Origin of the sequence: Corynebacterium sp. KPL2830 (assembly GCF_040225635.1) — a bacterium.
Classification (GTDB): domain Bacteria; phylum Actinomycetota; class Actinomycetes; order Mycobacteriales; family Mycobacteriaceae; genus Corynebacterium.
Map to the genome: position 1 here is coordinate 1 of NZ_JBEHFR010000027.1, position 20,721 is coordinate 20,721.

Consider the following 20,721-nt stretch of genomic DNA (forward strand, 5'->3'; position numbering starts at 1 on the left):
ATGGCCGTGGCCTTTCCCGACCGCTTCGACAAATACCTATAAACCTAACCCCACACACAAACAACTTGACACGCTCGGACAATTCCTCTAAGGGTGACAAGTTAGACGCAATTACAAGTGCATCTATCGAAAACCTTAGTTGGCAATCGATCGAGCCGAATAAAGAGGGTGATTGGCTAAACCAACGGTCAGAGGAGTTTGAAACTTGGCCAGTTATAGGAGAGAAAAACGGTAATTCTACAACTGTATTTGAAAAATATTCTGCGGGATTGCAGACAAACAGAGATGCTTGGGTGTATTCATTCTCGGAAGATACTCTGAGTGAAACTGTCTCTACTTTAAAAGCGACGTATAACAAAGCTCTTGAATCGATTCAGTCAGGTCAAAGTGCGAAAGAATTTCTAAACAGCGAACCTTGGTTTGTAGATCCGACTCGAAGTAAATGGTCATCCAGTCTTCAATCTCAGCTTGACCGTAGACTCGAGGTAAATAAAACTGGATACCATACGAAGAGTTTGTACCGACCTTTTTGCCAACAAAAAGTATATTTTGATGAGCAGTTGAATCACCGTAGATATCAGCTCCCCTCAATTTTCCCGACACCGAATCACTCCAACATTGGGTTCTTACAGCCGACCGTCGGTGCAAGCAAACCATTTACCGTTTTCGCCGTTGACCAGATACCCGACCTGAACTTTTATGGTTCTGAAGGATCCCAATTTTTCCCACGCTTCACTTGGGCTTCAGTTGACGTCGAGGACGGTGGTCTGTTCGGTGAAGGGAACGTCGTCAAGCAAAACGAGCCCAGTGTCTACGGGCAGATTGGCGAGGTCGTTGACGGGTATGTGCGCGTGGATAACATCACGGATGGGATTAAGCAGATTTACCGAGATGCACTGGGCAGTGATGTATCTGGTGATGACGTCTTTCACTTCGTCTATGGCAAACTACATGACCCCGTTTACCGTACGAAGTATGAGGCGGATTTGAAGAAGATGCTGCCGCATATTGAGACGCCATCCTCGCGTGCGGAGTTCGATAAGTTTGCTGCGGCTGGCAAGGAACTGATGGCACTGCACGTGGATTATGAGTCCGTGGAACCGTGGCCGCTGGATATTCAGATCAAAGGTGATGAGTCCGACCGGGAGACCTGGCGTGTGCACAAGATGAAGTGGGCCAAGCGCAAGGATCTGGAAACGGGCAAGAACGTCAACGACGTGACGAAGCTGATCTACAACCAGCAGGTGACCATTTCTGGTATTCCAGCGGAAGCGGATAAGTACATGCTGGGCTCGCGCTCTGCGGTGGCGTGGTTGATTGACCGGTACCAGGTGAAGAAGGACAAGGCTTCCGGAATTGTGAATGACCCGAATGATTTGGCCGATGAGGTGGGTAACCCACGTTATATCGTCGATTTGATTGGCAAGGTCACGCGCGTGGCGATGGAAACCGTGCGGATCGTAGATGGGATGGATTCTGGCGAAAAGGATTAGATTCTCCTTTTCCTTGAAGCTCTTTACTTCCCTCAGTAGACTTACGGTAACGTAACTTAGCTCTGGTGGGAGAAAGAAGTATCGCTGTGGCTCAGATACATGCTGAAGGAACAAAAGAGGTGGGGGAGCATCCCTTGAAAGAAGGCTTGGTGCAGCGCACCTATTGGATGGCGGATCGCGGCGAGCGGCCGCTGACCCGTGGATGGGGTCATGCGCTGGCGGCGTTGCTATCGGTGATCGCCTCCACCGTTCTCATCACGTATGCGTGGATGACGCTGCACTGGTGGCAGGGTCTAGGCGTTACCGTCTATGGCCTAGGATTGGTAGGGCTTTTTGGCGTCTCGGCGCTGTACCACCGCTATCCGTGGCCTAGCCCCCGAGCGGTGCAATGGTGGCGGCGGGCGGACCACGCCACGATTGCGGTATTCATTGCCGCCACATACACCCCGTTGTGTTTGATTGCGTTATCCCCAGCGCAGGCAGCATGGATGCTCGCCATTGCGTGGGCGGGCGCGATCTTGGGCGTGATTTTGAACCTAGTGTGGATTGAGCACCCGCGGTGGCTCGATGTTGTGGTGTACCTAGCGCTGGGCTGGTTGGTGCTGCCGCTACTACCCACGCTGTGGAGTGATGCCGGCGCATCAGTGGTCTGGCTATTGCTGGCCGGCGGCGTGGTTTACTCCGTAGGTGCGCTGGTCTATGGCTTTAAGTGGCCTGGGCGCAATGCGCGCTACTACGGCTATCACGAGCACTTCCACACCGCGACCATCGCGGCGGCAGTGGTGCACCTCGTGGCGGTATGGCAAGTGGTCGTTGGCGCTGCCTAGGTCGCAAGTGTCCTGTTCTTGAACTGGACGGCATGAGCCAGGATGATCAATCCTTGCCGCAAACCCGTCTGGTTAACGGTCAGCGAGAATCCGGAAAGTCTCCCACCAGTCTTGTTCGATTTCCTTGGCCTGCGGCGAGGCTAAGTGTTCATCCACGTCTCCGTCGAGGTCAACATTAGGCAAAAGAACTTCTGCTGGTTGTAGCGGAGGTCGCGGGGTGGGCGCGCCGGAGATCATCGCCTGGGAGAACTCTTGGAGGATTTCGTTCCAGGCAAGGCCGTGGCTCAAATCGGGAAGCCGGGTCGATTCAACTCCGCCGTAAAACGCAATGATGCTATCTACTACTTCACGTTCGTATGTGCTGAGATTGTCGGACTGACCACCGGGAACATAGGGCACTGGCCAGGGTTTTTCATCCCCCGCTACCTGCCAGGTTTGAGTGCGCAGTTCGCGGGAAACAGGGCCATGTCGCCACGCTTGAAACTCCGCTTGGAATAACGGTCGGCCCGTCCACGCCAGATGCCAGCCTTGGGAGAAGTAGCACAGCTTGTACAGCTTGAGCTTGTCCACATTGGGAATGCGTTCAGTTATGTACTGCCCAACGTCAAAAATTTCAGCCATGCTCTCCTCCTTTCAGTTTCGCGTTAAAGTATACGGCCTCATTTTGCAGTGGGAAAGAGCTTCTGTGCTTCCGTTCCCGCGGCAACCGCGGCTGCGAGCAGCATGCGGGCTTGGGGTGCGCGGAGGTTGCCGGAGGGGATGACGCCGGCATCGGCAAGCGTGGCACCGCCACCGGCGCCGCCGTAGATACCCTCGACGGGGCCGTGATCCACGCGGGTAGTAAGCACGACGGGAACGGACTTGGCGGCTTCCATGGCGGCGGTAGCCAGATCGGGGCCGATATTTCCTGAACCCATGCCCTCTATGACGATGGCCTGCGCGCCCTTGGCCAAGGATTGCTCAATGAGATCCGCTGGGGCGCCGGGGTAGGCGGCGATGATGTCCACGCGGACATCGCCAAGCGGAGCGTACTTCAGCGGCTCGGGGCGTTCTGGGAATTTCTCCTGGCTATTGGTAGCAAAGCCATCGGCCTTTTCCGTATCAGATTTAAACGCGCCGCGGGCGGGGATCACCTTGCCGCCAAAGGCGATGAATGCGCCGTGGCCGGCATAGTCCGAGTTGGTGACGGTCTCTACCGCGGTAGCGAGGTTTTCTGGGCCGTCTGGATCATCGTCATCGAACGGGCGCATTGCGCCGGTGAGTACGACGGGCTTATCGCTGTCGTGGAAAGTGTCGAGCGCAATGGCGGTCTCTTCCATGGAATCGGTGCCGTGGGTGACGATGACGCCATCGACGTCATCGCGCTCTAGCTGCTCCTGTACGGCGGTGATGATTTTATCGGTATCGGCCAAGGTCATCGCAGAAGAATCCAGGTTGGCAATGTCTTTGACCTCAAGCTCCAACTTGTCTTTGTCGAACTCGGAGTACAGCGGGTCCACCAAATCAGAGCCCTTTACGGTGGGCACCTCCGCGCCCTTGTCATCGTGGGTGCTGGCGATGGTGCCGCCGGTAGAAAGCACCACCACATGCCCCTCGATTTCGGAGCGCTGCTTGGCGTGGGAGCCGCTTGATTTGGCGGAAGTGGTGGAAGAGCTTGTGGCGGAGCTGCTGGCGCTACTGGAGCTGGTAGCGGAACTAGAACTCGATGCTGTGGAAGATGCTTCTGAGGTCTTTTCCGCGGAAGTAGAAGAAGAGGTAGTCGTCGGCGTAGCCGAAGCCTCATCTTTATCCTCCTGGTTGGCCGGGTTCTGGCAGGAGGCCAGCAGCACTGCGGAGGCAACTAATGCGGCGGAGTACTGCACCCTGCGGCGCAGGCGTGGGTTAGACATATCAACTCATTTCTCTAGCGTGGTCTCAGTAACCAATTTAATACCACGCTGGTGCGCAGGCGCCGCACAAAAGAAAATGTGCTGAAAATTTAATCCACGTGCTGGTAGTGCGGCGCCACGATGAGCGGCTTCGGGGAATATTCGCCGCGCAGCTCGCGCAAGATATTGGCGTGCTCGGCCAGGCGGATATCTTCTTCCGTCTGTGGGGTAAAGGTGCGCGCGGTCAGCGGCTGCCCGTCGCGGTCCAGGGCAATATAGGCCACGGTGGCGTGGATGGCGGTCTTGAGATTATCGCGGCCGCCGCGGGGATCGCCGGCGCGAACGTGGATGGACATCTGCATGGAGCGGCGGTCCGTGCGCATCATGCGGGCATCGACCTCAATGAGATCGCCGATGGAAATGGGCTTATAAAAGCGGATGCCACCGGCATAGACGGAAACGGTGCGCTCGCCGGACCACTCCATGGTGCAGGCGGTGCCGGCTTCATCGATCCACTGCATCGCGGTGCCGCCGTGCACCTTGCCGCCCCAGTTGACGTCGGTGGGCTTGGCCAGGAAACGATTGACCATGCGTGGGGCATCGGAAGGCCCATCGTAGCTCTGCTTGTCCATCTCGAGCTCGATTGCCTTGCGCAGCTCGATGCGGGATTTCGCGGCCTCGGCCACGCGCATGTGCTCATCGGTATCCGGCACGAAGGTGGGAACCGGGGTGGTCTTATCGCTTTCGGGGTCCTTGGCCACGAAGATGACCAGGCAATCGCAGGCGCGGGTGAAAATGCCCTCGCGGGGATCGGCAGAAAGCACCTCGTTGATGATGTGCATGGAAGACCGGCCGGTCATCGCGATGCGCGAGCGCACCTCCACGATGTGCCCGGAAGGAATGGGCCGGGTGAAGTGGATATGGCCCACATAGGCGGTCACGCAGTACTGCCCGGACCACTGCACGGCGCAGGCGTAGGCGGCCTTATCGATCCACTCCAGCACGCGCCCGCCATTGATGCCGGGGGCGCCGGCCATGGTGACATCGGTTGGCGATGCCATAAAGCGCAGCGTAAGGGTAGGGGACTTTTGGGTTTCCGCAGCAGCGTCAGTAGGTGACATAAACAATAAGATAACAGTAGCTATGCTGTGGCTATGCCTAAACCCGTAGATCCCGCCGCCACGCGCGCGGCAGTCATCGCCATCAAGGATTGGATTCAGGACCCGGACGGGCAACAAAAGCCAGGCAGGGCCCTGCTTGCCGATGCCGTCCGTCGCACCGCCCGCACCCTCGAAGCCGACGCGCCGGGGCACTCGGTGGAGCTGCGCGTACCCCCATTTGTTGCGGTGCAGTGCATTGAAGGCCCTCGTCATACGCGCGGCACCCCACCCAATGTGGTGGAAATGGATGCGGAGACTTGGCTGCGTTTGGCCACCGGTGTCACGGACTGGGACGAGGTCAAAAACACAGGTCGCATCGATGCTTCCGGGTCGCGTTCAGGGGAGATTGCACAGTGGTTGCCCATCATTCCGTTAGTTTTCGACGGCCCAACGCGCTAATATAAACGCCGTGGTAGAAGTACATACTCCTAGTATCACTGACCTTGACGATCGTAACGAGGAGGAACCCCGCGAAGAGTGTGGCGTCTTTGGCGTCTGGGCTCCCGGGGAGGAAGTCTCCAAACTTACCTACTTTGGCCTTTTTGCTCTCCAGCACCGCGGCCAAGAAGCCGCCGGCATTGCGGTGGGCGATGATGACCGCATCGTCGTCTTCAAAGACATGGGCCTGGTGGCCAATATCTTCGATGAATCGACCCTTTCTGCCTTAAACGGCAATGTGGCGGTGGGCCATACGCGCTATTCCACGGCCGGTGGCAAGGAATGGTCCAACGTGCAGCCGATGTTTTCCACCTCCTCTACGGGCGTGGATATTGCCTTGGGCCACAACGGCAACCTGGTCAATTACCTCGAGCTGCGTGCAGAGGCCGTCGAGCGCGGCCTGATTAAGCCGCACGAGGAATCGGTTTCTGACTCGATGTGCTTGTCCATGCTGCTTGCCGATGGCGTCGATGACACCACCTCCGTCTTCGACTCCGCCCGCGAGCTCCTGCCGCGGGTGAAGGGCGCATTCTGCTTGACCTTTACCGATGGCCACACCATGTACGCCGCGCGCGACCCGCAAGGCGTGCGCCCGCTGGTGCTGGGCCGACTGGCCAAGGGCTGGGTTGTTGCCTCCGAAACCTGCGCGTTGGATATCTGTGGCGCGCAATTTATTCGCGAAATCGAGCCGGGCGAGCTCGTCGCCATCGATGAGGCCGGCATCCGCTCTGAAAACTTCGCGCCCGTCAAGCGCAGCGGCTGCGTTTTCGAGTACGTGTACTTGGCCCGCCCGGATAGCGATATCAAGGGCCGCTCCGTCAACGCCTCCCGCGTGGAGATCGGCCGCCGCCTGGCCCGCGAATACCCGGTTGAGGATGCAGACCTGGTCATCCCCGTACCGGAATCCGGCAACCCGGCCGCGGTGGGCTACGCCCGCGAATCCGGCATCACCTTCGCCCACGGCTTGGTGAAAAACGCGTATGTGGGCCGCACCTTTATTCAGCCCACGCAGACCCTGCGCCAGTTGGGCATCCGGTTAAAGCTCAACCCGTTGCGCGAGGTCATCGACGGCAAAAAGCTCGTCGTGGTGGATGATTCCATCGTGCGCGGCAATACCCAGCACGCGCTTATCCGCATGCTGCGCGAGGCCGGCGCCGCCGAGGTCCACGTGCGGATTGCCTCCCCGCCGGTGAAGTGGCCGTGCTTTTACGGCATCGACTTCGCTTCGCCCGGCGAGCTCATTGCCAACGCCAGTCCGTCCGATGACCCGGAAGAGATTTGCTCCACCATCTGCGAGACCATCGGCGCTGACTCTTTGGGCTTTGTCTCCATCGATGAAATGGTCGCCGCCACCGAGCAGCCTCGCTCCGAGCTGTGCACCGCCTGCTTCTCCGGCGATTACCCCCTTGGCCTTCCCGCCGGAAACGCCAATGCTGATGCCGTGCGCACCCTGCTCGGAACCCAATAAAAACACTTAAGGAACTTTTAAAAACATGAGTGACAACACCTACGCCGCAGCCGGCGTCAATATCGAAGAAGGCGACCGCGCGGTAAGCCTATTTGCCCCACACGCCAAGCGCGCCACCCGCCCGGAGGTCATGGGCGGCCTCGGCGGCTTTGCGGGGCTCTTCAAGCTGGGCGATTACAAGGAACCCATCCTCGCCGCCGGCTCCGATGGCGTGGGCACCAAGCTCGCCGTTGCGCAGGCCATGGATAAGCACGACACCATCGGCATCGATCTGGTGGCCATGTGCGTCGATGACCTAGTCGTCTGCGGCGCCGAGCCACTATTCCTGCAGGACTACATCGCCGTGGGCAAGGTCGTGTCGGAAAAGGTAGCCGAGGTAGTCAAGGGCATTGCCGAGGGCTGCGTGCAGGCAGGCGCTGCGCTGCTCGGCGGCGAGACCGCCGAGCATCCAGGCATGATGGGGGAGAACGAATACGACGTCTCCGCTACCGCCGTCGGCGTGGTTGAGGCCGATGGCGTGTTGGGCCCAGACAACGTGCGCGAGGGCGATGTACTCATCGCCATGGGCTCGTCTGGGCTGCACTCCAATGGCTACTCGCTCGCGCGCCACGTCTTGCTGGAGCAGGCGGGCATGCCGCTAGACGGGTACGTGGAAGAGCTCGGCCGCCCGCTAGGGGAGGAGCTTTTGGAACCCACTCGCATCTACGCCAAGGAATGCCTGGCGCTGGCGCAGGAATGCTCCGTATCCACCTTCTGCCACGTCACCGGCGGCGGGTTGGCCGGCAATCTGGAGCGCGTTATTCCAGAGGGCCTGAGCGCTGAGGTCAACCGCTCCACGTGGAATCCGGGCCAGATCTTTAAGCTCATCTCGTCCATGGGCAAGGTCGAGCTGGCGGAGATGGAAAAGACCTTCAACATGGGCGTGGGCATGATTGCCGTGGTCAATCCGGAGGACCGCGACCGCGCCTTGGCCATGCTCACTGCCCGCCACATCGACGCGTGGGAGCTGGGCAGCGTCCGCGAAGCAGACGGCGAAGAACCGCGCGTTATCATGCAGGGCGAACACTCAAACTTCTAGGTACAAGAGGAAGGCCTTAGGTTAAAAACCTAAGGCCTTTTGTGGATTTATCCGGCGAGCGGAAGATTAGCGCTCGTCGTCGTTGTCCTCATCCCATTCGTCGACATACTCGGCGTAGGGATCATCCTCTTCGTAGTCGTGGGAGTCACCCTCCTGCTGAGCAGCGAGTTCCCGCTGAAGGGACTCGATATCCATCTCGGGTGAGTTGTACTTGAGCTGGCGTGCAACTTTGGTCTGCTTTGCCTTAGCGCGTCCGCGTCCCATGTGCATGACCCCCTTGGGCTAGTAGGGCGCTCCAGGGATTCTTGGGCGCCCCATCGGCTTGTCAATTGTGTATCTTCCTGTAAGACACAATAGCGCGTGTGACGAAAAAATTCCGCACCGGCCCCCCGATGAGTGGAAAATCTACCGCCCGCGCAGCCGGTTTACCGCCTCGCGCCCGGCCTTGGGGCCCTCATCTTCGGGGATGGAGGATGCATCAATCGACGCCGCGGTATCGCCGATTTCCAATGTGCCTGCATCCAGCGCAGAACGCTTTACTAGACCCAAGGCGATGGGGCCGAAGTCGCAGTCATCCACGATGGTTCCAATGCGACCTACCTTACGGCCATTGAATGTAATGTCATCGCCCACATTCGGCCTCTCCGGCGCGGATCCGTCCAAGTGGAGGAGCACCAAGAGGCGAGGAGAGCGGCCCAGGTTCTCCACGCGGGCCACGGTTTCTTGGCCGCGGTAGCAGCCCTTATTCAGGTGTACGTGGGCGGGGTTAGCATCGCTGCGGCTAATCCACTGCGGAACCTCGTGCGGGATGGATTTCTTATCCAAATCTGCGGCGAGCTCCGGCTCGCGGGCGCGCACGCGCTCGGCGGTAAAGGCCATGAGCCCGGCAAGCCGCGCGCCCTCTGCCTCTAGGGCGGCCATGGATTCCACCAACTGTTCGCGCGGAATGCCCAGGTCAATGCGCCTGATTCCCGGCCACTGCACCTCGCGGGAAAAGACTACGGTGGGTGGGGTGGGAATATCGGGTTCACCCAGCAATGTCACGATCGCGATATCTGCTTCTTCGACCGTGACCTCAGACCAAAAGACCATCTTGGTTAAAAAGTCTTGGGCAGACTCGAACTGCGCGGCGGGCAGGTCGAGGTAGAAGTCCTCGCCCGCGCGGGTGATATCCATGTGGTGCAAAATGTGGCCTTGGATATCCAGGTCGAGGGCACCGGCGGAGAAGCCGGAGGGGGCATCGTCAAGCTTCTGCGAGAGCAGGTTATTAAGAAACCCCGGCGCATCAGCACCGCTGACGCGCAGCACGCGGCGCTGCGAGCGGTCGATGGCTATGGTCTCGGCCGCACGCTGTTCCCCGAGGGGATTGCCATAGTGCCAGGCCACACCTTGGGCATCGAGTACAGTCGCGTCCTGGTGCTCGGCGGCACCGGCGCGTTGAAGAAGTGGCGAAGAATAACTCACATCTACCGATGGTAGGGCATAATCGAGTCTATGAAACCCTCCCCACGAAAAGAGCCGGTCATCTACGTCGTGGAACCTTTTGGTGGGTCGGTGCGCAAGCATTCGCCCTCCCTGCCGCTGGTCTATGCTGATGATGCCGCCGTGACCCGCGGCGATGGCATTTTTGAATCGCTTTTGGTTCGCGACGGTAAGGCGGCCAACCTTGCCCGCCACGCGCAGCGCTTCCGCGATTCGGCGCGGGCGCTCGACTTACCGGAGCCGCCGATGGATAAGTGGGAAGAGGCGACCCGGCTGGCGATTGCGGATTATTGCGGCGCCGATGCCGAGCTTCCCGATGCCAAATGCACCTGGACCTATACCCGCGGCCGGGCTTCGACCGGCGTGCCCACAGCGTGGGTGACGGTGCAGCCGCTTGGCGATGCCCCGCTTCGCCAACGCACCACCGGCGTCACCGTCATGACGAGCCCGCGCCTGTGGCACGTGGCCGAAGAGCTACCGGCCAAGACGCTCAACTACGCCGCGACGATGGCGATGCTGCGCATGGCCAAGGACAAGGGGTACGATGATCTCATCCTGACGGATCCGGATACCGGCGAAATCTTAGAGGGCGCTACCTCTACCGTGGTGGCGGTGCGGGGAAAGAAGCTGCGCACTGCCGCCGGCCGCGGCATTTTGCCCGGCACCACGCAGGCAGCGCTCTTTGATTACGCCCAGGATCGCGGCTATCGCTGCAAGGCCAAGCCGCTGACGGTGGAGTACTTAGAAAAATTCGACTCGGTGTGGTTGGTCTCTTCCGTGCGCGTAGCGGTGCGGGTGACCAAGCTGAATGAAAAAACGTTAAAAGCCCCGGATAACGAGGAAGAAATCCGGGGGCTTATTGATGCCGCGCTAGGGGCCTAGCCAGCTGCTTAGCCTGCGATGCGGGTGAGCTCGGCGGACATATAGGGGCGCATCTCGCCATCGACCATGCGCTCGTCTACCCAGCCCAGGTTGTTATTGGGCATGAGTCCGTACATGCGCTTGCCGGGGCCCAGGTTCTTCGGGCCGGTCTCGGTGACCATGGTGGAGGCGGATTCGAGCTGCCAAGCGCGCTCGTTGAAGGGCTCGCCGTAGAAGATTTCCACGATGCCGGTTGAAGAGGTGTAGGTGACCTCGATTTCATCCTTGGCGGAGATGCGCCAGAAACCGGTCTCGCGGGTAGACGGGCCCTGCGGCTTGCCCTCGGTATCGATCTTCCAGGTGCGCGAGCTAAAGGTCAGGTAATTCTCGCCGTCGTGGGCGACGACCAGCTGCTGGCCAAAGGTGTATTCGCTGCCATCGGTGTCGTGGGCTTGGCCCTCGCCCTGCCAGACGCCGACGAGGGGGAGGAGTCCTAGCAATCCATCGTGCAGCGACGGGCCCTGGCGCAGGTTGGCGGTATCGGCGGGAACGGGGGCATCGCCAAGCTCGATGGCGGGGATATTGTGGCTGGCCGCATCCTTCCACTGCTCGGCGGCCTGATTGACCGCATCATTGCCATTGAGCGCGCCGGAGGTGTTTTCCGGGTGGGACGCAGCGGCGGTCTCGACGTTCGGGGTATTGGTATTCTCGTTATTTTCGCTCATGGGCGTCCAGCCTAGTCGTGCCGGGGGTGCTTTAACTACTAGACTGGTCCGTTGTGCATGCGCTGATGATTTCCAATCCCAATTCGACCTCGCAATCCAACGGGCTCTTTCGCCAGATCGTGCCCGCCCTGCGGGCCGTAGAAGGCATGCACCTATTGGTGAAATTCACCCATTACCCAGGGCATGCAGAAGACATCGTTCGGGGGATAACCAGGGATGATTATGATGTCATCATTGCCGTGGGCGGCGATGGCACCGTCAATGAGATTGTCAATGGCCTGCTGGGCCCAGCCGGTGAAGATATCCCCAGCCCGCACGAGGTGCCGGCGCTCGCCGTCATCCCCACCGGGTCCGCGAATGTCTTCGTCCGTGCCCTCGGCTTTCCCAATACGCCGGTCGAGGCCACCCACGTTTTGGCCCGCATGCTAGAGCGCGATCTGCGCCGCACCATTTACCTGGGCACCTGGAACGAACGCTGGTTTGCCGTCAACGCCGGTTTTGGCATGGATGCGGACGTCCTCGCGCGCGTGGACCGCGCCCGTGAACAAGGCTTTTCCGCCACCCCGCTGCGCTACCTCAACGTGGCCATTCGGGCTTGGTTGCGGGCTCGCCGCAACCCGCCACAGATCACGGTGCACGCGGAATCCCGCTTGGGGCAGACGCTTCATAAGAAGGATTTCCCACTCTTGTTTACGTCTAATACCAACCCCTGGACTTTCTTGGGCCCCTTGCCGGTGGTGACCAACCCGCGCAATTCCTTTGATGAGGGGCTGGCGCTTTTCGGCCTAGAAAAGCTCAGTGGCGTGCGTGGGGTCATCGGCCTGCTGCACCTCTTTGGTGCCGATAAGCACGGCTGGCTCAAGCGGCTGGTGAAGGAGAAGACCCTAGGCTTTGATGATGCCAAGCGCGTCGAACTCGATTGCCACTCCCCGCAGCGCTTCCAGGCCGATGGCGAATCCGAGGGGACCTTCCGCCACGTGACGCTGACCTCTGTGGCCGATGCCATCGAGGTCTACGCGCCGCAAGACAGGCGGCAGGTGGCCCAGCGCTCCGTGCAGGAAGTGCTGCGGGACTTTATTCGCCTTCGTTAGGATTCGTCCTCATCTGGGGCAGGACCTACCTTATTGGCGGTATCGGCCGCCTTCTTTTCGGCCTCTTCAACGGCCCGTTGCTCCGAACCCTCGATTTCCAGCGGGGATAGCTGAGCCATCTGGACCTTGATATTGCGGCGCTGGACCTCAAAGTAAAGGGTTCCGCCCTGCAGCCTTACCATCGTGGCCTGCGCCGGCAGCGGGAGCTCGCGCGTATCGAAGTTGAGGGAAAACGCCTCCTTGAGGCGCGGATCATCGGTGCCGTAGACCTCCATGCGAAACTCCGGGCCCACTAGCCGCAGCGTGACCATCGCGGTGGACTTTTCCTTATCGCCGGGCAGGGTGCCGGTAAGCTCTGCCTCGGCAGAAACGCCGCCGGAGGGCGAAATATCATCCGGGTTGGCAATGGAGAGATCGGTAATGCCCAGAAGGCGCCCTAACGCCACGCCGTCCAGGGAAATGCCGCGCGAATATGTGGATACGGGCGCGCCTTCAATATCGCCGTTTACTACCTGCTCAGGGGTAACGGTGATATCGCGCAGCACGGTCGAGGCATTGACCATGCCCAGCTTGGGAACCTCCACGTCGAGCGCCTTGACCTGCAAGTAGGGGATTTCTTTAGAGCCTGCCGCCAACAGGTACGGGGTGCCGCCGATATACACCTGGGGGGAGTTTTCCAGCCGCGAGTTCTCCTTTACCTCCTGGGCAATCTTGTGCTCAGAATGCATGGCCACGCAGGCATCGGCCACCCATGCGGCAAAGACCACGCCCACCAGGATGAGGACGTGGACAATGCGCCGGTCGACTTTGACTACACTCACGCCTTCAAATTTAGCCTACGTATTATGGACACCATGAATATCACCGAAGAAAACCTCCCCGCCTCCCCAGAGCTGGCGGGCAGCCTGGAAGAACTGGCAGCGCACGCGGAAAAGGCCGATGGTATCGCCCCGCTTTCGGAGCAATTCCTCAACGGCCTGCGCGATGAGCGCCTGCACCATAAGCACTTGGTTGCCTGGCTGGACGGCGAACCCATTGGCGTATCGAGTCGCGAGGATTCCACCGCGGAACTTTTTATTGCCCCAGACTATCGCGGCACGGGCTATGGCACCGCGCTTTACGATGCCACCGCTAACGCCACCACCAATCTCGAGACCTGGGCACATGGCAATGGCAAACCGGCTCAAGCCTTGGCTGAATCCCGCGACTTGAATGTCACCCGCACCCTTGTGGTCATGGGCATCGATGGCAGCGATCTAGATAGCGCGGCGCACGTAGGCGAGCTGCCGCTGCAGGCCGCTAATTACAGCGAGGCGGTGGACAAGTGGGGCAAGGACACCGTGGAAAGCGAGTGGCTGCGCGTTAATAACGAGGCCTTTTCTTGGCACCCAGAGCAAGGCGGCTGGGATTTAGAGCGCCTGCACCGCGGCATGGAGGCCGAGTGGTTTGATCCCCGGGATGTCTTGTTCTTCTGGGACGAGAAAGAGCAGGGGCACCCGACCCTGGCCGGTTTCCACTGGACCAAGTGGCACGAGGAGGAAGATCCCGGTTTTGGCGAGGTCTACGTGGTGGGCCTTGCGGAGGCGTACCGCGGCCAAAAATTAGGCGGACCATTGCTGCAGATTGGCCTGCGCCGCATGGTAGAAAAGGGAGCTCAGCGGGTTATTTTGTACGTGGAAGCGGACAATGAACCGGCACTGAAGGCCTACAAGCGCCTAGGCTTTTCCGTTGATGAAGAGCATGTCGTCTGGGGCTAGTGTGATTAAGGTCATGTCAACTTTCTAGCTTGTTCATTAATTGTTTACCTCACGGCACCCTGCTGGTTAATTCCTCCGGTTAGCTTTACTGATTGTGAGAAAGCCGCACCTGCGCACCTGCACCCCGCTTCCGAAGAGCGGACGTGGGATGTAAGTTCCCCTTTTTTATGGGGATGCGGTTTCCTCGGACAATCAATCTCTGATCTGCACCGGAAAGGGTTTTCCCGTGATTCGCAACTTCAAGCGCTCTGCCGCTATCTTCGGCCTCGTGGTCGCTACCTCTACCGCTCTCGTAGCTTGTTCTGAGGACACCTCCTCTGACTCCTCGGGTTCCTCCGACGGCAGCGGCGTCGCTGGCGAGCTTGTTGGTGAGGGCGCATCCTCCCAGCAGAACGCAATGTCCTACTTCGGCACCGCCTTCGCAGAGGACAACCCAGACGCAAACCTGTCCTACACCGCTTCCGGTTCCGGTAAGGGTGTTGAGGCTTTCATCAACGGCCAGGCAGACTTCGCTGGTTCTGACTCCCCGTTGAAGGAAGACGACGGCCAGATTGAGGCCGCCAAGGAGCGTTGCGACGGCAACGACGCATGGCACCTGCCTTCCACCATCGGCCCGGTTGCCATTGCTTATAACCTGGGTGACCAAGAGATCAACCTCTCCACCGATACCATTGCCAAGATCTTCAAGGGCGAGATCAAGAAGTGGAACGACGAGGCCATCGCCGCTGATAACGAGGGCGCAGACCTGCCGGACACCGACATCCACGTCATCTTCCGCTCTGACGAGTCCGGTACCTCCGATAACTTCCAGAAGTTCCTGAACGCCTCCACCGGTAACTGGGACGGCGAAGGCAAGCAGTTCCCTGACGCTGTAGGTGAGGGCGCAAACGGTTCCTCCGGCGTTGCTGACCAGGTAGCAAACATCGAGGGTGCCATCACCTACGTTGAGGCCGGCTTCGCTGACCAGAAGGAAGCTGACGGCGTCAAGAAGGCCAAGATCGACTTTGGCAACGGCCCGGTTGAGCTGAATGACGACACCGTCAACAAGGCACTGGAGAACCTGGAGTTCAAGGACACCGCTTCTGAGAACGACATGGTCGTTGACTCCAAGGCTCTCTTCGCTTCCGATGTTGAGGGTGCATACCCGCTCATCCTGACCACCTACAATATCGTCTGCTCCGCTGGCTACGATGACGAGACCGCTGAACTGGTCAAGACCTTCTTCAACGACGTTCTGGATCACCAGGATGACCAGTTGGCAGAGCAGGGCTTCATCCCAGTTAAGGGTGACCACCTTGACCGCCTGAAGAGCGCTGTTGACGCACTGCAGTAACGCATAAACCCCGCTTTACCTCGCGAAATAACATTCCGCCCGCCCCCACTGCCGCCCTCGAGACGCGCTTTGGGGGCGCAGGCATGTACATCGCATGTCCCTTTGTTTCACTTCAAATAAGGATTAGTACGTCTCATGGCAGACAATAATCTCACCCAGGCATCGACCTCGGAGGCCCTTCCCGTCTCTGGCGCCGAACAGCCTCATACCCGTGGCGATAATGAGACTGACTTGGCTACCTCCAGCTCCGGTAGCTCCGTCAAGCGCCCCGGTGACCGCATTTTCGAATTCCTCTCCACGGCCTCTGCCACGCTGATTACCGTGATGATCGCGGCGATTGCCGCCTTCCTCATCTGGCGTGCCGTCCCCGCGCTCAGCGTGAACGAGAATGGCCTACTGGGCTTTTTCACCCACGGTGAACGCTGGGAGACCACCGATACTTCTGCGATGAAGTTCGGTATCCCGACCATGTTCGGCACCACCGTCCTCATCTCGGTATTCGCGCTGATTCTGGCCATGCCAGTCGCGCTTGCGATTGCCATCTTCTTGTCCAACTACGCCCCGGCCCGCTTGGTTAAGCCACTGGGTTTCTTGGTGGACATGCTGGCCGCAGTGCCGTCCATCGTCTACGGCCTGTGGGGTTGGCAGGTCCTTGGCCCAGCCCTGTCCAGTTTCTACACCTGGATGGAGTCCTGGGCCGGTGGGTTCTTCCTGTTTACTCATTACGATAATTCGCCCGCCTTTGCTACCGGCCGCAACCTCTTCACCGGTGGCATCGTGCTCGCCGTGATGATTTTGCCGATTATCGCCGCCACCGCCCGCGAGGTCTTCGTGCAAACGCCTCCGGGCCAGATCGAGTCCGCCTTGGCACTGGGCGCTACGCGCTGGGAAGTCATCCGCATGACCGTCCTGCCCTTCGGCATGTCCGGCTACGTCGCCGGCTCCATGCTGGGCTTGGGCCGCGCTCTGGGTGAGACCATGGCGCTGTACATGGTGGTCTCGCCCCTGGTGGACTTCCGCTTCTCGCTTTTCGATGGCGGTACCACTTTCGCCACGGCCATCGCCCTCGCGGCCGCCGAGTTCGGTAACGAGACGCGCGCCGGTGCCTATATCGCCGCCGGTTTGATGCTGTTCTTGCTGACGTTTGTCGTCAACGCCATTGCCCGCGCCATCGTGAAGAGCAAGTAAGGAAGGACAACAATGACTACTACGACAAATAACAAGCCCGCCTCCGCTGGTGGGGCAACCTTCCTGGAAATTTCCGGTTCCCGCAAGGCGGCCAATAGCATTGCCACCGTCGTTGTATGGGGCGCTATGGCTTTGGCGATGGTCCCTCTGATCTGGGTGCTGTGGGAGCTCATTGCTCGCGGTAGCGGCGTGATTTTCTCCGCTGACTGGTGGACGCTGTCCCAGCGCGGCGTGATGAATGGCGCCGAAGGCGGCGGTGCCGCCCACGCCATCGTCGGTACCTTCGTGCAAACCGCCCTGGCTTCCATCCTCTCCATCCCGATCGGTATCTTCACCGCCATCTACTTGGTGGAATACTCCAAGGGTGGCTGGCTCGGCCGCATCACCACCTTCATGGTGGACATCCTGTCCGGCGTGCCCTCCATCGTGGCCGCGCTGTTCATCTTCGCCATGTGGATCACGCTCTTCGGCTTTGGACGTTCCGGCTTTGCCGTCGCCCTGTCCTTGGTCCTATTGATGATCCCCATCGTGGTGCGCAATACCGAAGAGATGCTGCGCGTGGTTCCCATGGACCTTCGCGAAGCCTCCTATGCTCTCGGCGTGCCCAAGTGGAAGACCATTGCACGCATCGTGCTGCCGACAGCCCTGTCTGGCATCGTGACCGGCATCATGCTGGCCATTGCTCGCGTGATGGGTGAATCCTCGCCAGTGCTGGTCTTGGTTGGTTCCTCCTCGGTCATCAACTGGGATGCGTTTAAGGGCTCGCAGTCCTCACTGCCGCTGATGATGCTTGATATGTACAAGGCGGGCGCGCAGCCTGCCGTGCTGGATAAGCTGTGGGGCGCAGCGCTGACGCTGGTTATCCTCATCGCCATCCTCAATATTGCGGCGCGAGTAATTTCCGCGAAGTTCTCGGTCAAGAAATAGCCGCACACGATTCCGCCACTTTTACACCCCTCAAGAGGAGAAACCTCCACAATGTCTAAGCTCGAGCTCAATGACGTCGATATTTTCTACGGCGATTTTCACGCCGTACAGAACGTAAATATGCAGATCCCGGCACAGGCCGTGACCGCCTTCATCGGCCCGTCCGGCTGCGGTAAGTCCACCGTGCTGCGCACCTTGAACCGCATGCACGAGGTCATCCCTGGTGCATCCGTCAAGGGCGAGATCCTGCTCGATGGCACCAATATCTACGGGCCCAAGGTCGACCCAGTTTCCGTGCGCAATACCATCGGCATGGTATTCCAGAAGGCTAACCCATTTCCCACCATGTCCATCGAGGACAACGTGGTTGCTGGCCTGAAGCTGTCTGGTGAAAAGAATAAGAAGAAGCTCAAGGAAGTAGCCGAACAGTCCCTGCGCGGCGCTAACCTCTGGGACGAGGTCAAGGACCGCCTGGATAAGCCGGGCGGCGGCCTCTCCGGCGGTCAGCAGCAGCGCCTGTGCATCGCCCGCGCGATTGCCGTGGAACCAGAAGTGCTGCTGATGGACGAGCCCTGCTCTGCTCTGGACCCGATTTCCACCTTGGCCGTGGAGGATCTTATCCACGAGCTGAAGGAAAACTTCACCATCGTCATCGTGACCCACAACATGCAGCAGGCCGCCCGCGTGTCCGATAAGACCGGCTTCTTCTCCCTAGAAGCTACCGGCAAGCCGGGACACCTGGTGGAGTTCGATGAAACCACCCGAATCTTTGAGAACCCTTCCCAGAAGGAAACCGAAGACTACATCTCTGGCCGCTTCGGCTAAAGGTAGACTCTGATTGTCCGAAAAGGGCGGTACCTCCAGCGCAGGAAGGTACCGCCCTTGTGGCAGTTTTATTAGCGTTTATTAGCGGCGGAATTGGCGCTCTAATTCGCTCATGCGGGCCTCGAACTCGGCGTCCTTTTGGTCCTCTTGGAGCTTTCTTTCAAACTCTTCTGGCAATAGGCCGGTGGCAAAGTAAATGATGCGCCCAGCCACGGAGACGCAGTGGTCCGCGTAGCGCTCGTAGTAGCGGGTAATCTGCGCCGTCTCTACGGCCTGGCGCACTGTTCCTTCCCAGTCGCGCTGGGTGAGGATGCGCAGCAGGTGGTGGTTAATATCGTCCACCGCATCATCATCGGAACGCAGGTTGACGGAGAGCTCGGCATCAGGGGTGACCAAAATATCGTGCACCACCGAACCCATTTCCTGGGTCAGGCGGAACATCTCTTCCATGAATCCGAGGTATTCAGCGGGCACGACGGCCTCAGGGTGGCGGCGGCGCGCGGCATCGGCAATGTGCTGGGCTAGTTGGCCCATGCGGAAAAGATCCTCAACGATGTAGATGGAAGAGACCACCTGGCGCAGATCCTGGGCCATGGGATTTTCTAGAGCCAGAAGCTTTACCGCGCGTTCGGAGCAGCGGGAGCGAATCTCATCGAGTTCCTCGGTGAGGCTAAGCGCTTCCTCCGCGGGTTCCAGGGCGCAATCGAGCAGCGCCTGGGAGGCCTGATCCATGATGGTGCGGACGGTATCGCACATGACGATGAGGTCGTGCGAGAAGTTGTCCAGATGTTCACGGTAGGCAGTACGCATGCAGGAAATGATAGCTCACAAACCGCGCAAATGCTTGCTGAGTCACACCAGTGTGGGTTTAGCCGCCGGAGTTATAAATATCAGCGCCGACCGGAACGAATTCATCCTCGGGGTCATCGAGCCAGCCATCGGGAAGCGCGACCTTGGAGGGCGAGCCCTGGCGCCCGCGCGCACCATCGGCATCGGCAGCCAAAGCATCAGAATCCGCCCAGGGCGCCAGCAATTTGCGCAGGCTCTCTAAGGAATCCACCTTGGCCAAGCCGGCGCGCACCTGCCCGCCGACGGGGAAGCCACGCAGGTACCAGCCAATGTGCTTGCGGATGTCCCTGGATGCGTGGTCCTCGCCCTCATGCTGCGCGAGCAGTTCCGCGTGGCGAAGAATAACCTGGGTGACCTCGCCCAAGGTGGGCTCGGCGGGGATCGACTCGCCGCGCAGGGCGGCGCCCAGCTCCGCGAAAAGCCACGGCCGGCCCAGGCAGCCGCGGCCCACCTGCACGCCATCACAGCCGGTGGCCTCCATCATGCGGCGGGCGTCATCGGCGCGGAAAATATCGCCATTGCCCAGCACCGGAACGCCGGTGTCCGCGAGGTGCTCCTTGAGCCGGGCGATCTCATCCCACCTAGCATCGCCGGAATAACGTTGCGCGGCCGTGCGCCCGTGCAAGGTAACGGCGGCGGCGCCGGAATCCACGGCAATGCGCCCGGCGTCGAGGTGCGTATGGTGCTCGTCATCAATGCCCACGCGCATCTTCACCGTGACGGGGATATTCGTGCCCTCGGTGGCCTTGACGGCGGCGGAGACGATATTGCCAAAGAGGCGGCGCTTATAAGGCAGGGCAGAACCGCCGCCACGCCTGGTTACCTTGGGGACGGGGCAGCCAAAGTTCATGTCGATGTGGTCGGCCAAATTCTCATCCACGATGATCTTGGCTGCTTTATAGGTGTATTCCGGATCCACCGTATAAATCTGCAGGGAACGCGGATCTTCCTCCGGGGCAAAGGTGGTCATGTGCATGGTTTTCTCGTTGCGCTCCACTAGGGCGCGCGCGGTGACCATCTCGCAGACATACAAGCCCGACACCGTTCCGGTGCGGGCCAGCTCCTGTTCCCGGCACAACGTGCGGAAGGCGACGTTGGTTACCCCCGCCATGGGGGCGAGGATGACGGGGGAGGAGAGGTCATAGTTTCCAATGCGCAAATTCACGCCCTAATTGTGCTCGTTAACGGCGGAATTTAGCAACTAGCAGCAAGGTGGTGGTTACCGAGGATTCCCATGATTGGGGTGAATGTCACAAAATGATGGTGGCGAAAACGTTAATTTTCGCTACTGTGGTCTGTGTAACTAAATTGGGTGGGCCGTAGCACCGGTCTACTCGTATATGAAGGAGGA

Annotated in this window: 21 protein-coding genes; 12 read left to right on the top strand and 9 right to left on the bottom strand. The window is 59.6% G+C overall.

Features of this window, described 5'->3' with window-relative positions:
* The coding region (locus tag ABRP87_RS09185; RefSeq protein WP_349868462.1) for a type ISP restriction/modification enzyme at nucleotides 1-1,493 on the top strand (1,493 nt) is incomplete at its 5' end.
* Between the two features lie 167 nt (nucleotides 1,494-1,660).
* Nucleotides 1,661-2,320 (top strand): PAQR family membrane homeostasis protein TrhA, encoded by a 660-nt coding sequence (trhA, locus tag ABRP87_RS09190; RefSeq protein ID WP_349868478.1) that lies wholly within the window; start codon nucleotides 1,661-1,663, stop codon nucleotides 2,318-2,320.
* A 72-nt stretch (nucleotides 2,321-2,392) separates the two neighbouring features.
* Here trhA and ABRP87_RS09195 read toward each other — a convergent pair whose 3' ends face one another.
* The 3 genes from ABRP87_RS09195 to ABRP87_RS09205 form a co-directional block, all read right to left on the bottom strand.
* Nucleotides 2,393-2,941: a Panacea domain-containing protein gene (locus ABRP87_RS09195; protein ID WP_349868464.1), complete on the bottom strand. Its 549-nt coding sequence runs from the start codon at nucleotides 2,939-2,941 to the stop codon at nucleotides 2,393-2,395.
* Between the two features lie 38 nt (nucleotides 2,942-2,979).
* Nucleotides 2,980-4,209 carry an asparaginase gene (locus tag ABRP87_RS09200; protein WP_284772264.1) on the bottom strand — a complete coding sequence of 410 codons (1,230 nt, stop codon included), beginning with the start codon at nucleotides 4,207-4,209 and terminating at the stop codon, nucleotides 2,980-2,982.
* Nucleotides 4,210-4,298: 89 nt separating this feature from the next.
* A complete protein-coding gene (locus ABRP87_RS09205) occupies nucleotides 4,299-5,309 on the bottom strand; it encodes an acyl-CoA thioesterase (RefSeq protein WP_284772265.1) in 1,011 nt (336 codons plus the stop codon).
* A 33-nt stretch (nucleotides 5,310-5,342) separates the two neighbouring features.
* On the opposite strand from ABRP87_RS09205, the gene ABRP87_RS09210 reads away from it, so the two are divergent.
* Genes ABRP87_RS09210 through purM form a run of 3 tightly spaced genes read left to right on the top strand, consistent with a single transcriptional unit; the run spans nucleotide 5,343 to nucleotide 8,332 of the window.
* Nucleotides 5,343-5,747 carry a sterol carrier family protein gene (locus ABRP87_RS09210; RefSeq protein WP_239268336.1) on the top strand — a complete coding sequence of 135 codons (405 nt, stop codon included), beginning with the start codon at nucleotides 5,343-5,345 and terminating at the stop codon, nucleotides 5,745-5,747.
* A gap of 10 nt (nucleotides 5,748-5,757) precedes the next feature.
* The gene (purF, locus tag ABRP87_RS09215) at nucleotides 5,758-7,254 is read left to right on the top strand and encodes an amidophosphoribosyltransferase (RefSeq protein ID WP_284772266.1); all 1,497 of its coding nucleotides are present in this window, start codon (nucleotides 5,758-5,760) and stop codon (nucleotides 7,252-7,254) included.
* Nucleotides 7,255-7,279: 25 nt separating this feature from the next.
* Entirely contained in the window at nucleotides 7,280-8,332 is a 1,053-nt protein-coding gene (gene purM, locus ABRP87_RS09220; RefSeq protein WP_349868467.1) for a phosphoribosylformylglycinamidine cyclo-ligase, read from the top strand.
* A 66-nt stretch (nucleotides 8,333-8,398) separates the two neighbouring features.
* Here purM and ABRP87_RS09225 read toward each other — a convergent pair whose 3' ends face one another.
* Both ABRP87_RS09225 and ygfZ read right to left on the bottom strand, forming a co-directional pair.
* Nucleotides 8,399-8,596, bottom strand: coding sequence for a DUF3073 domain-containing protein (locus ABRP87_RS09225; protein WP_023023830.1), 198 nt, complete (start codon nucleotides 8,594-8,596; stop codon nucleotides 8,399-8,401).
* Nucleotides 8,597-8,737: 141 nt separating this feature from the next.
* Nucleotides 8,738-9,796: a CAF17-like 4Fe-4S cluster assembly/insertion protein YgfZ gene (gene ygfZ, locus ABRP87_RS09230; protein WP_349868469.1), complete on the bottom strand. Its 1,059-nt coding sequence runs from the start codon at nucleotides 9,794-9,796 to the stop codon at nucleotides 8,738-8,740.
* A 30-nt stretch (nucleotides 9,797-9,826) separates the two neighbouring features.
* Between ygfZ and ABRP87_RS09235 the strand changes: the two genes are divergently transcribed.
* Nucleotides 9,827-10,696: an aminodeoxychorismate lyase gene (locus tag ABRP87_RS09235; RefSeq protein WP_349868470.1), complete on the top strand. Its 870-nt coding sequence runs from the start codon at nucleotides 9,827-9,829 to the stop codon at nucleotides 10,694-10,696.
* A gap of 8 nt (nucleotides 10,697-10,704) precedes the next feature.
* On the opposite strand, the gene ABRP87_RS09240 is transcribed toward ABRP87_RS09235, so the two are convergent.
* Nucleotides 10,705-11,400, bottom strand: a complete 696-nt coding sequence (locus tag ABRP87_RS09240) for a heme-binding beta-barrel domain-containing protein (RefSeq protein WP_023023824.1) — start codon at nucleotides 11,398-11,400, stop codon at nucleotides 10,705-10,707.
* Nucleotides 11,401-11,453: 53 nt separating this feature from the next.
* On the opposite strand from ABRP87_RS09240, the gene ABRP87_RS09245 reads away from it, so the two are divergent.
* On the top strand, nucleotides 11,454-12,491 hold the full coding sequence (locus ABRP87_RS09245) for a diacylglycerol/lipid kinase family protein (RefSeq protein WP_156904627.1): 1,038 nt from the start codon (nucleotides 11,454-11,456) through the stop codon (nucleotides 12,489-12,491).
* Here ABRP87_RS09245 and ABRP87_RS09250 read toward each other — a convergent pair.
* Nucleotides 12,488-13,312 (bottom strand): LmeA family phospholipid-binding protein, encoded by an 825-nt coding sequence (locus ABRP87_RS09250; RefSeq protein WP_023023819.1) that lies wholly within the window; start codon nucleotides 13,310-13,312, stop codon nucleotides 12,488-12,490. The two genes, ABRP87_RS09245 and ABRP87_RS09250, sit on opposite strands and share 4 nt — an antisense overlap.
* A 33-nt stretch (nucleotides 13,313-13,345) precedes the next feature.
* Here ABRP87_RS09250 and mshD point away from each other — a divergent pair, with 33 nt between their 5' ends.
* The 5 genes from mshD (at nucleotide 13,346) to pstB (ending at nucleotide 18,521) form a co-directional block, all read left to right on the top strand.
* Nucleotides 13,346-14,248 carry a mycothiol synthase gene (mshD, locus tag ABRP87_RS09255; RefSeq protein ID WP_284772272.1) on the top strand — a complete coding sequence of 301 codons (903 nt, stop codon included), beginning with the start codon at nucleotides 13,346-13,348 and terminating at the stop codon, nucleotides 14,246-14,248.
* Between the two features lie 226 nt (nucleotides 14,249-14,474).
* Nucleotides 14,475-15,581: a phosphate ABC transporter substrate-binding protein PstS gene (gene pstS, locus ABRP87_RS09260; RefSeq protein ID WP_023023815.1), complete on the top strand. Its 1,107-nt coding sequence runs from the start codon at nucleotides 14,475-14,477 to the stop codon at nucleotides 15,579-15,581.
* Nucleotides 15,582-15,716: 135 nt separating this feature from the next.
* Nucleotides 15,717-16,769 carry a phosphate ABC transporter permease subunit PstC gene (gene pstC, locus ABRP87_RS09265; protein WP_023023813.1) on the top strand — a complete coding sequence of 351 codons (1,053 nt, stop codon included), beginning with the start codon at nucleotides 15,717-15,719 and terminating at the stop codon, nucleotides 16,767-16,769.
* A 12-nt stretch (nucleotides 16,770-16,781) separates the two neighbouring features.
* Nucleotides 16,782-17,696 (top strand): phosphate ABC transporter permease PstA, encoded by a 915-nt coding sequence (pstA, locus tag ABRP87_RS09270; protein WP_349868472.1) that lies wholly within the window; start codon nucleotides 16,782-16,784, stop codon nucleotides 17,694-17,696.
* Between the two features lie 51 nt (nucleotides 17,697-17,747).
* Nucleotides 17,748-18,521 carry a phosphate ABC transporter ATP-binding protein PstB gene (pstB, locus tag ABRP87_RS09275; RefSeq protein WP_005279626.1) on the top strand — a complete coding sequence of 258 codons (774 nt, stop codon included), beginning with the start codon at nucleotides 17,748-17,750 and terminating at the stop codon, nucleotides 18,519-18,521.
* Nucleotides 18,522-18,602: 81 nt separating this feature from the next.
* Here the strand turns inward: pstB and phoU are convergent, their stop codons facing one another.
* Both phoU and dusB read right to left on the bottom strand, forming a co-directional pair.
* Nucleotides 18,603-19,331, bottom strand: a complete 729-nt coding sequence (phoU, locus tag ABRP87_RS09280) for a phosphate signaling complex protein PhoU (protein ID WP_023023809.1) — start codon at nucleotides 19,329-19,331, stop codon at nucleotides 18,603-18,605.
* Between the two features lie 58 nt (nucleotides 19,332-19,389).
* A complete protein-coding gene (dusB, locus tag ABRP87_RS09285) occupies nucleotides 19,390-20,535 on the bottom strand; it encodes a tRNA dihydrouridine synthase DusB (RefSeq protein ID WP_284869487.1) in 1,146 nt (381 codons plus the stop codon).
* Nucleotides 20,536-20,721 lie beyond the last annotated feature (186 nt).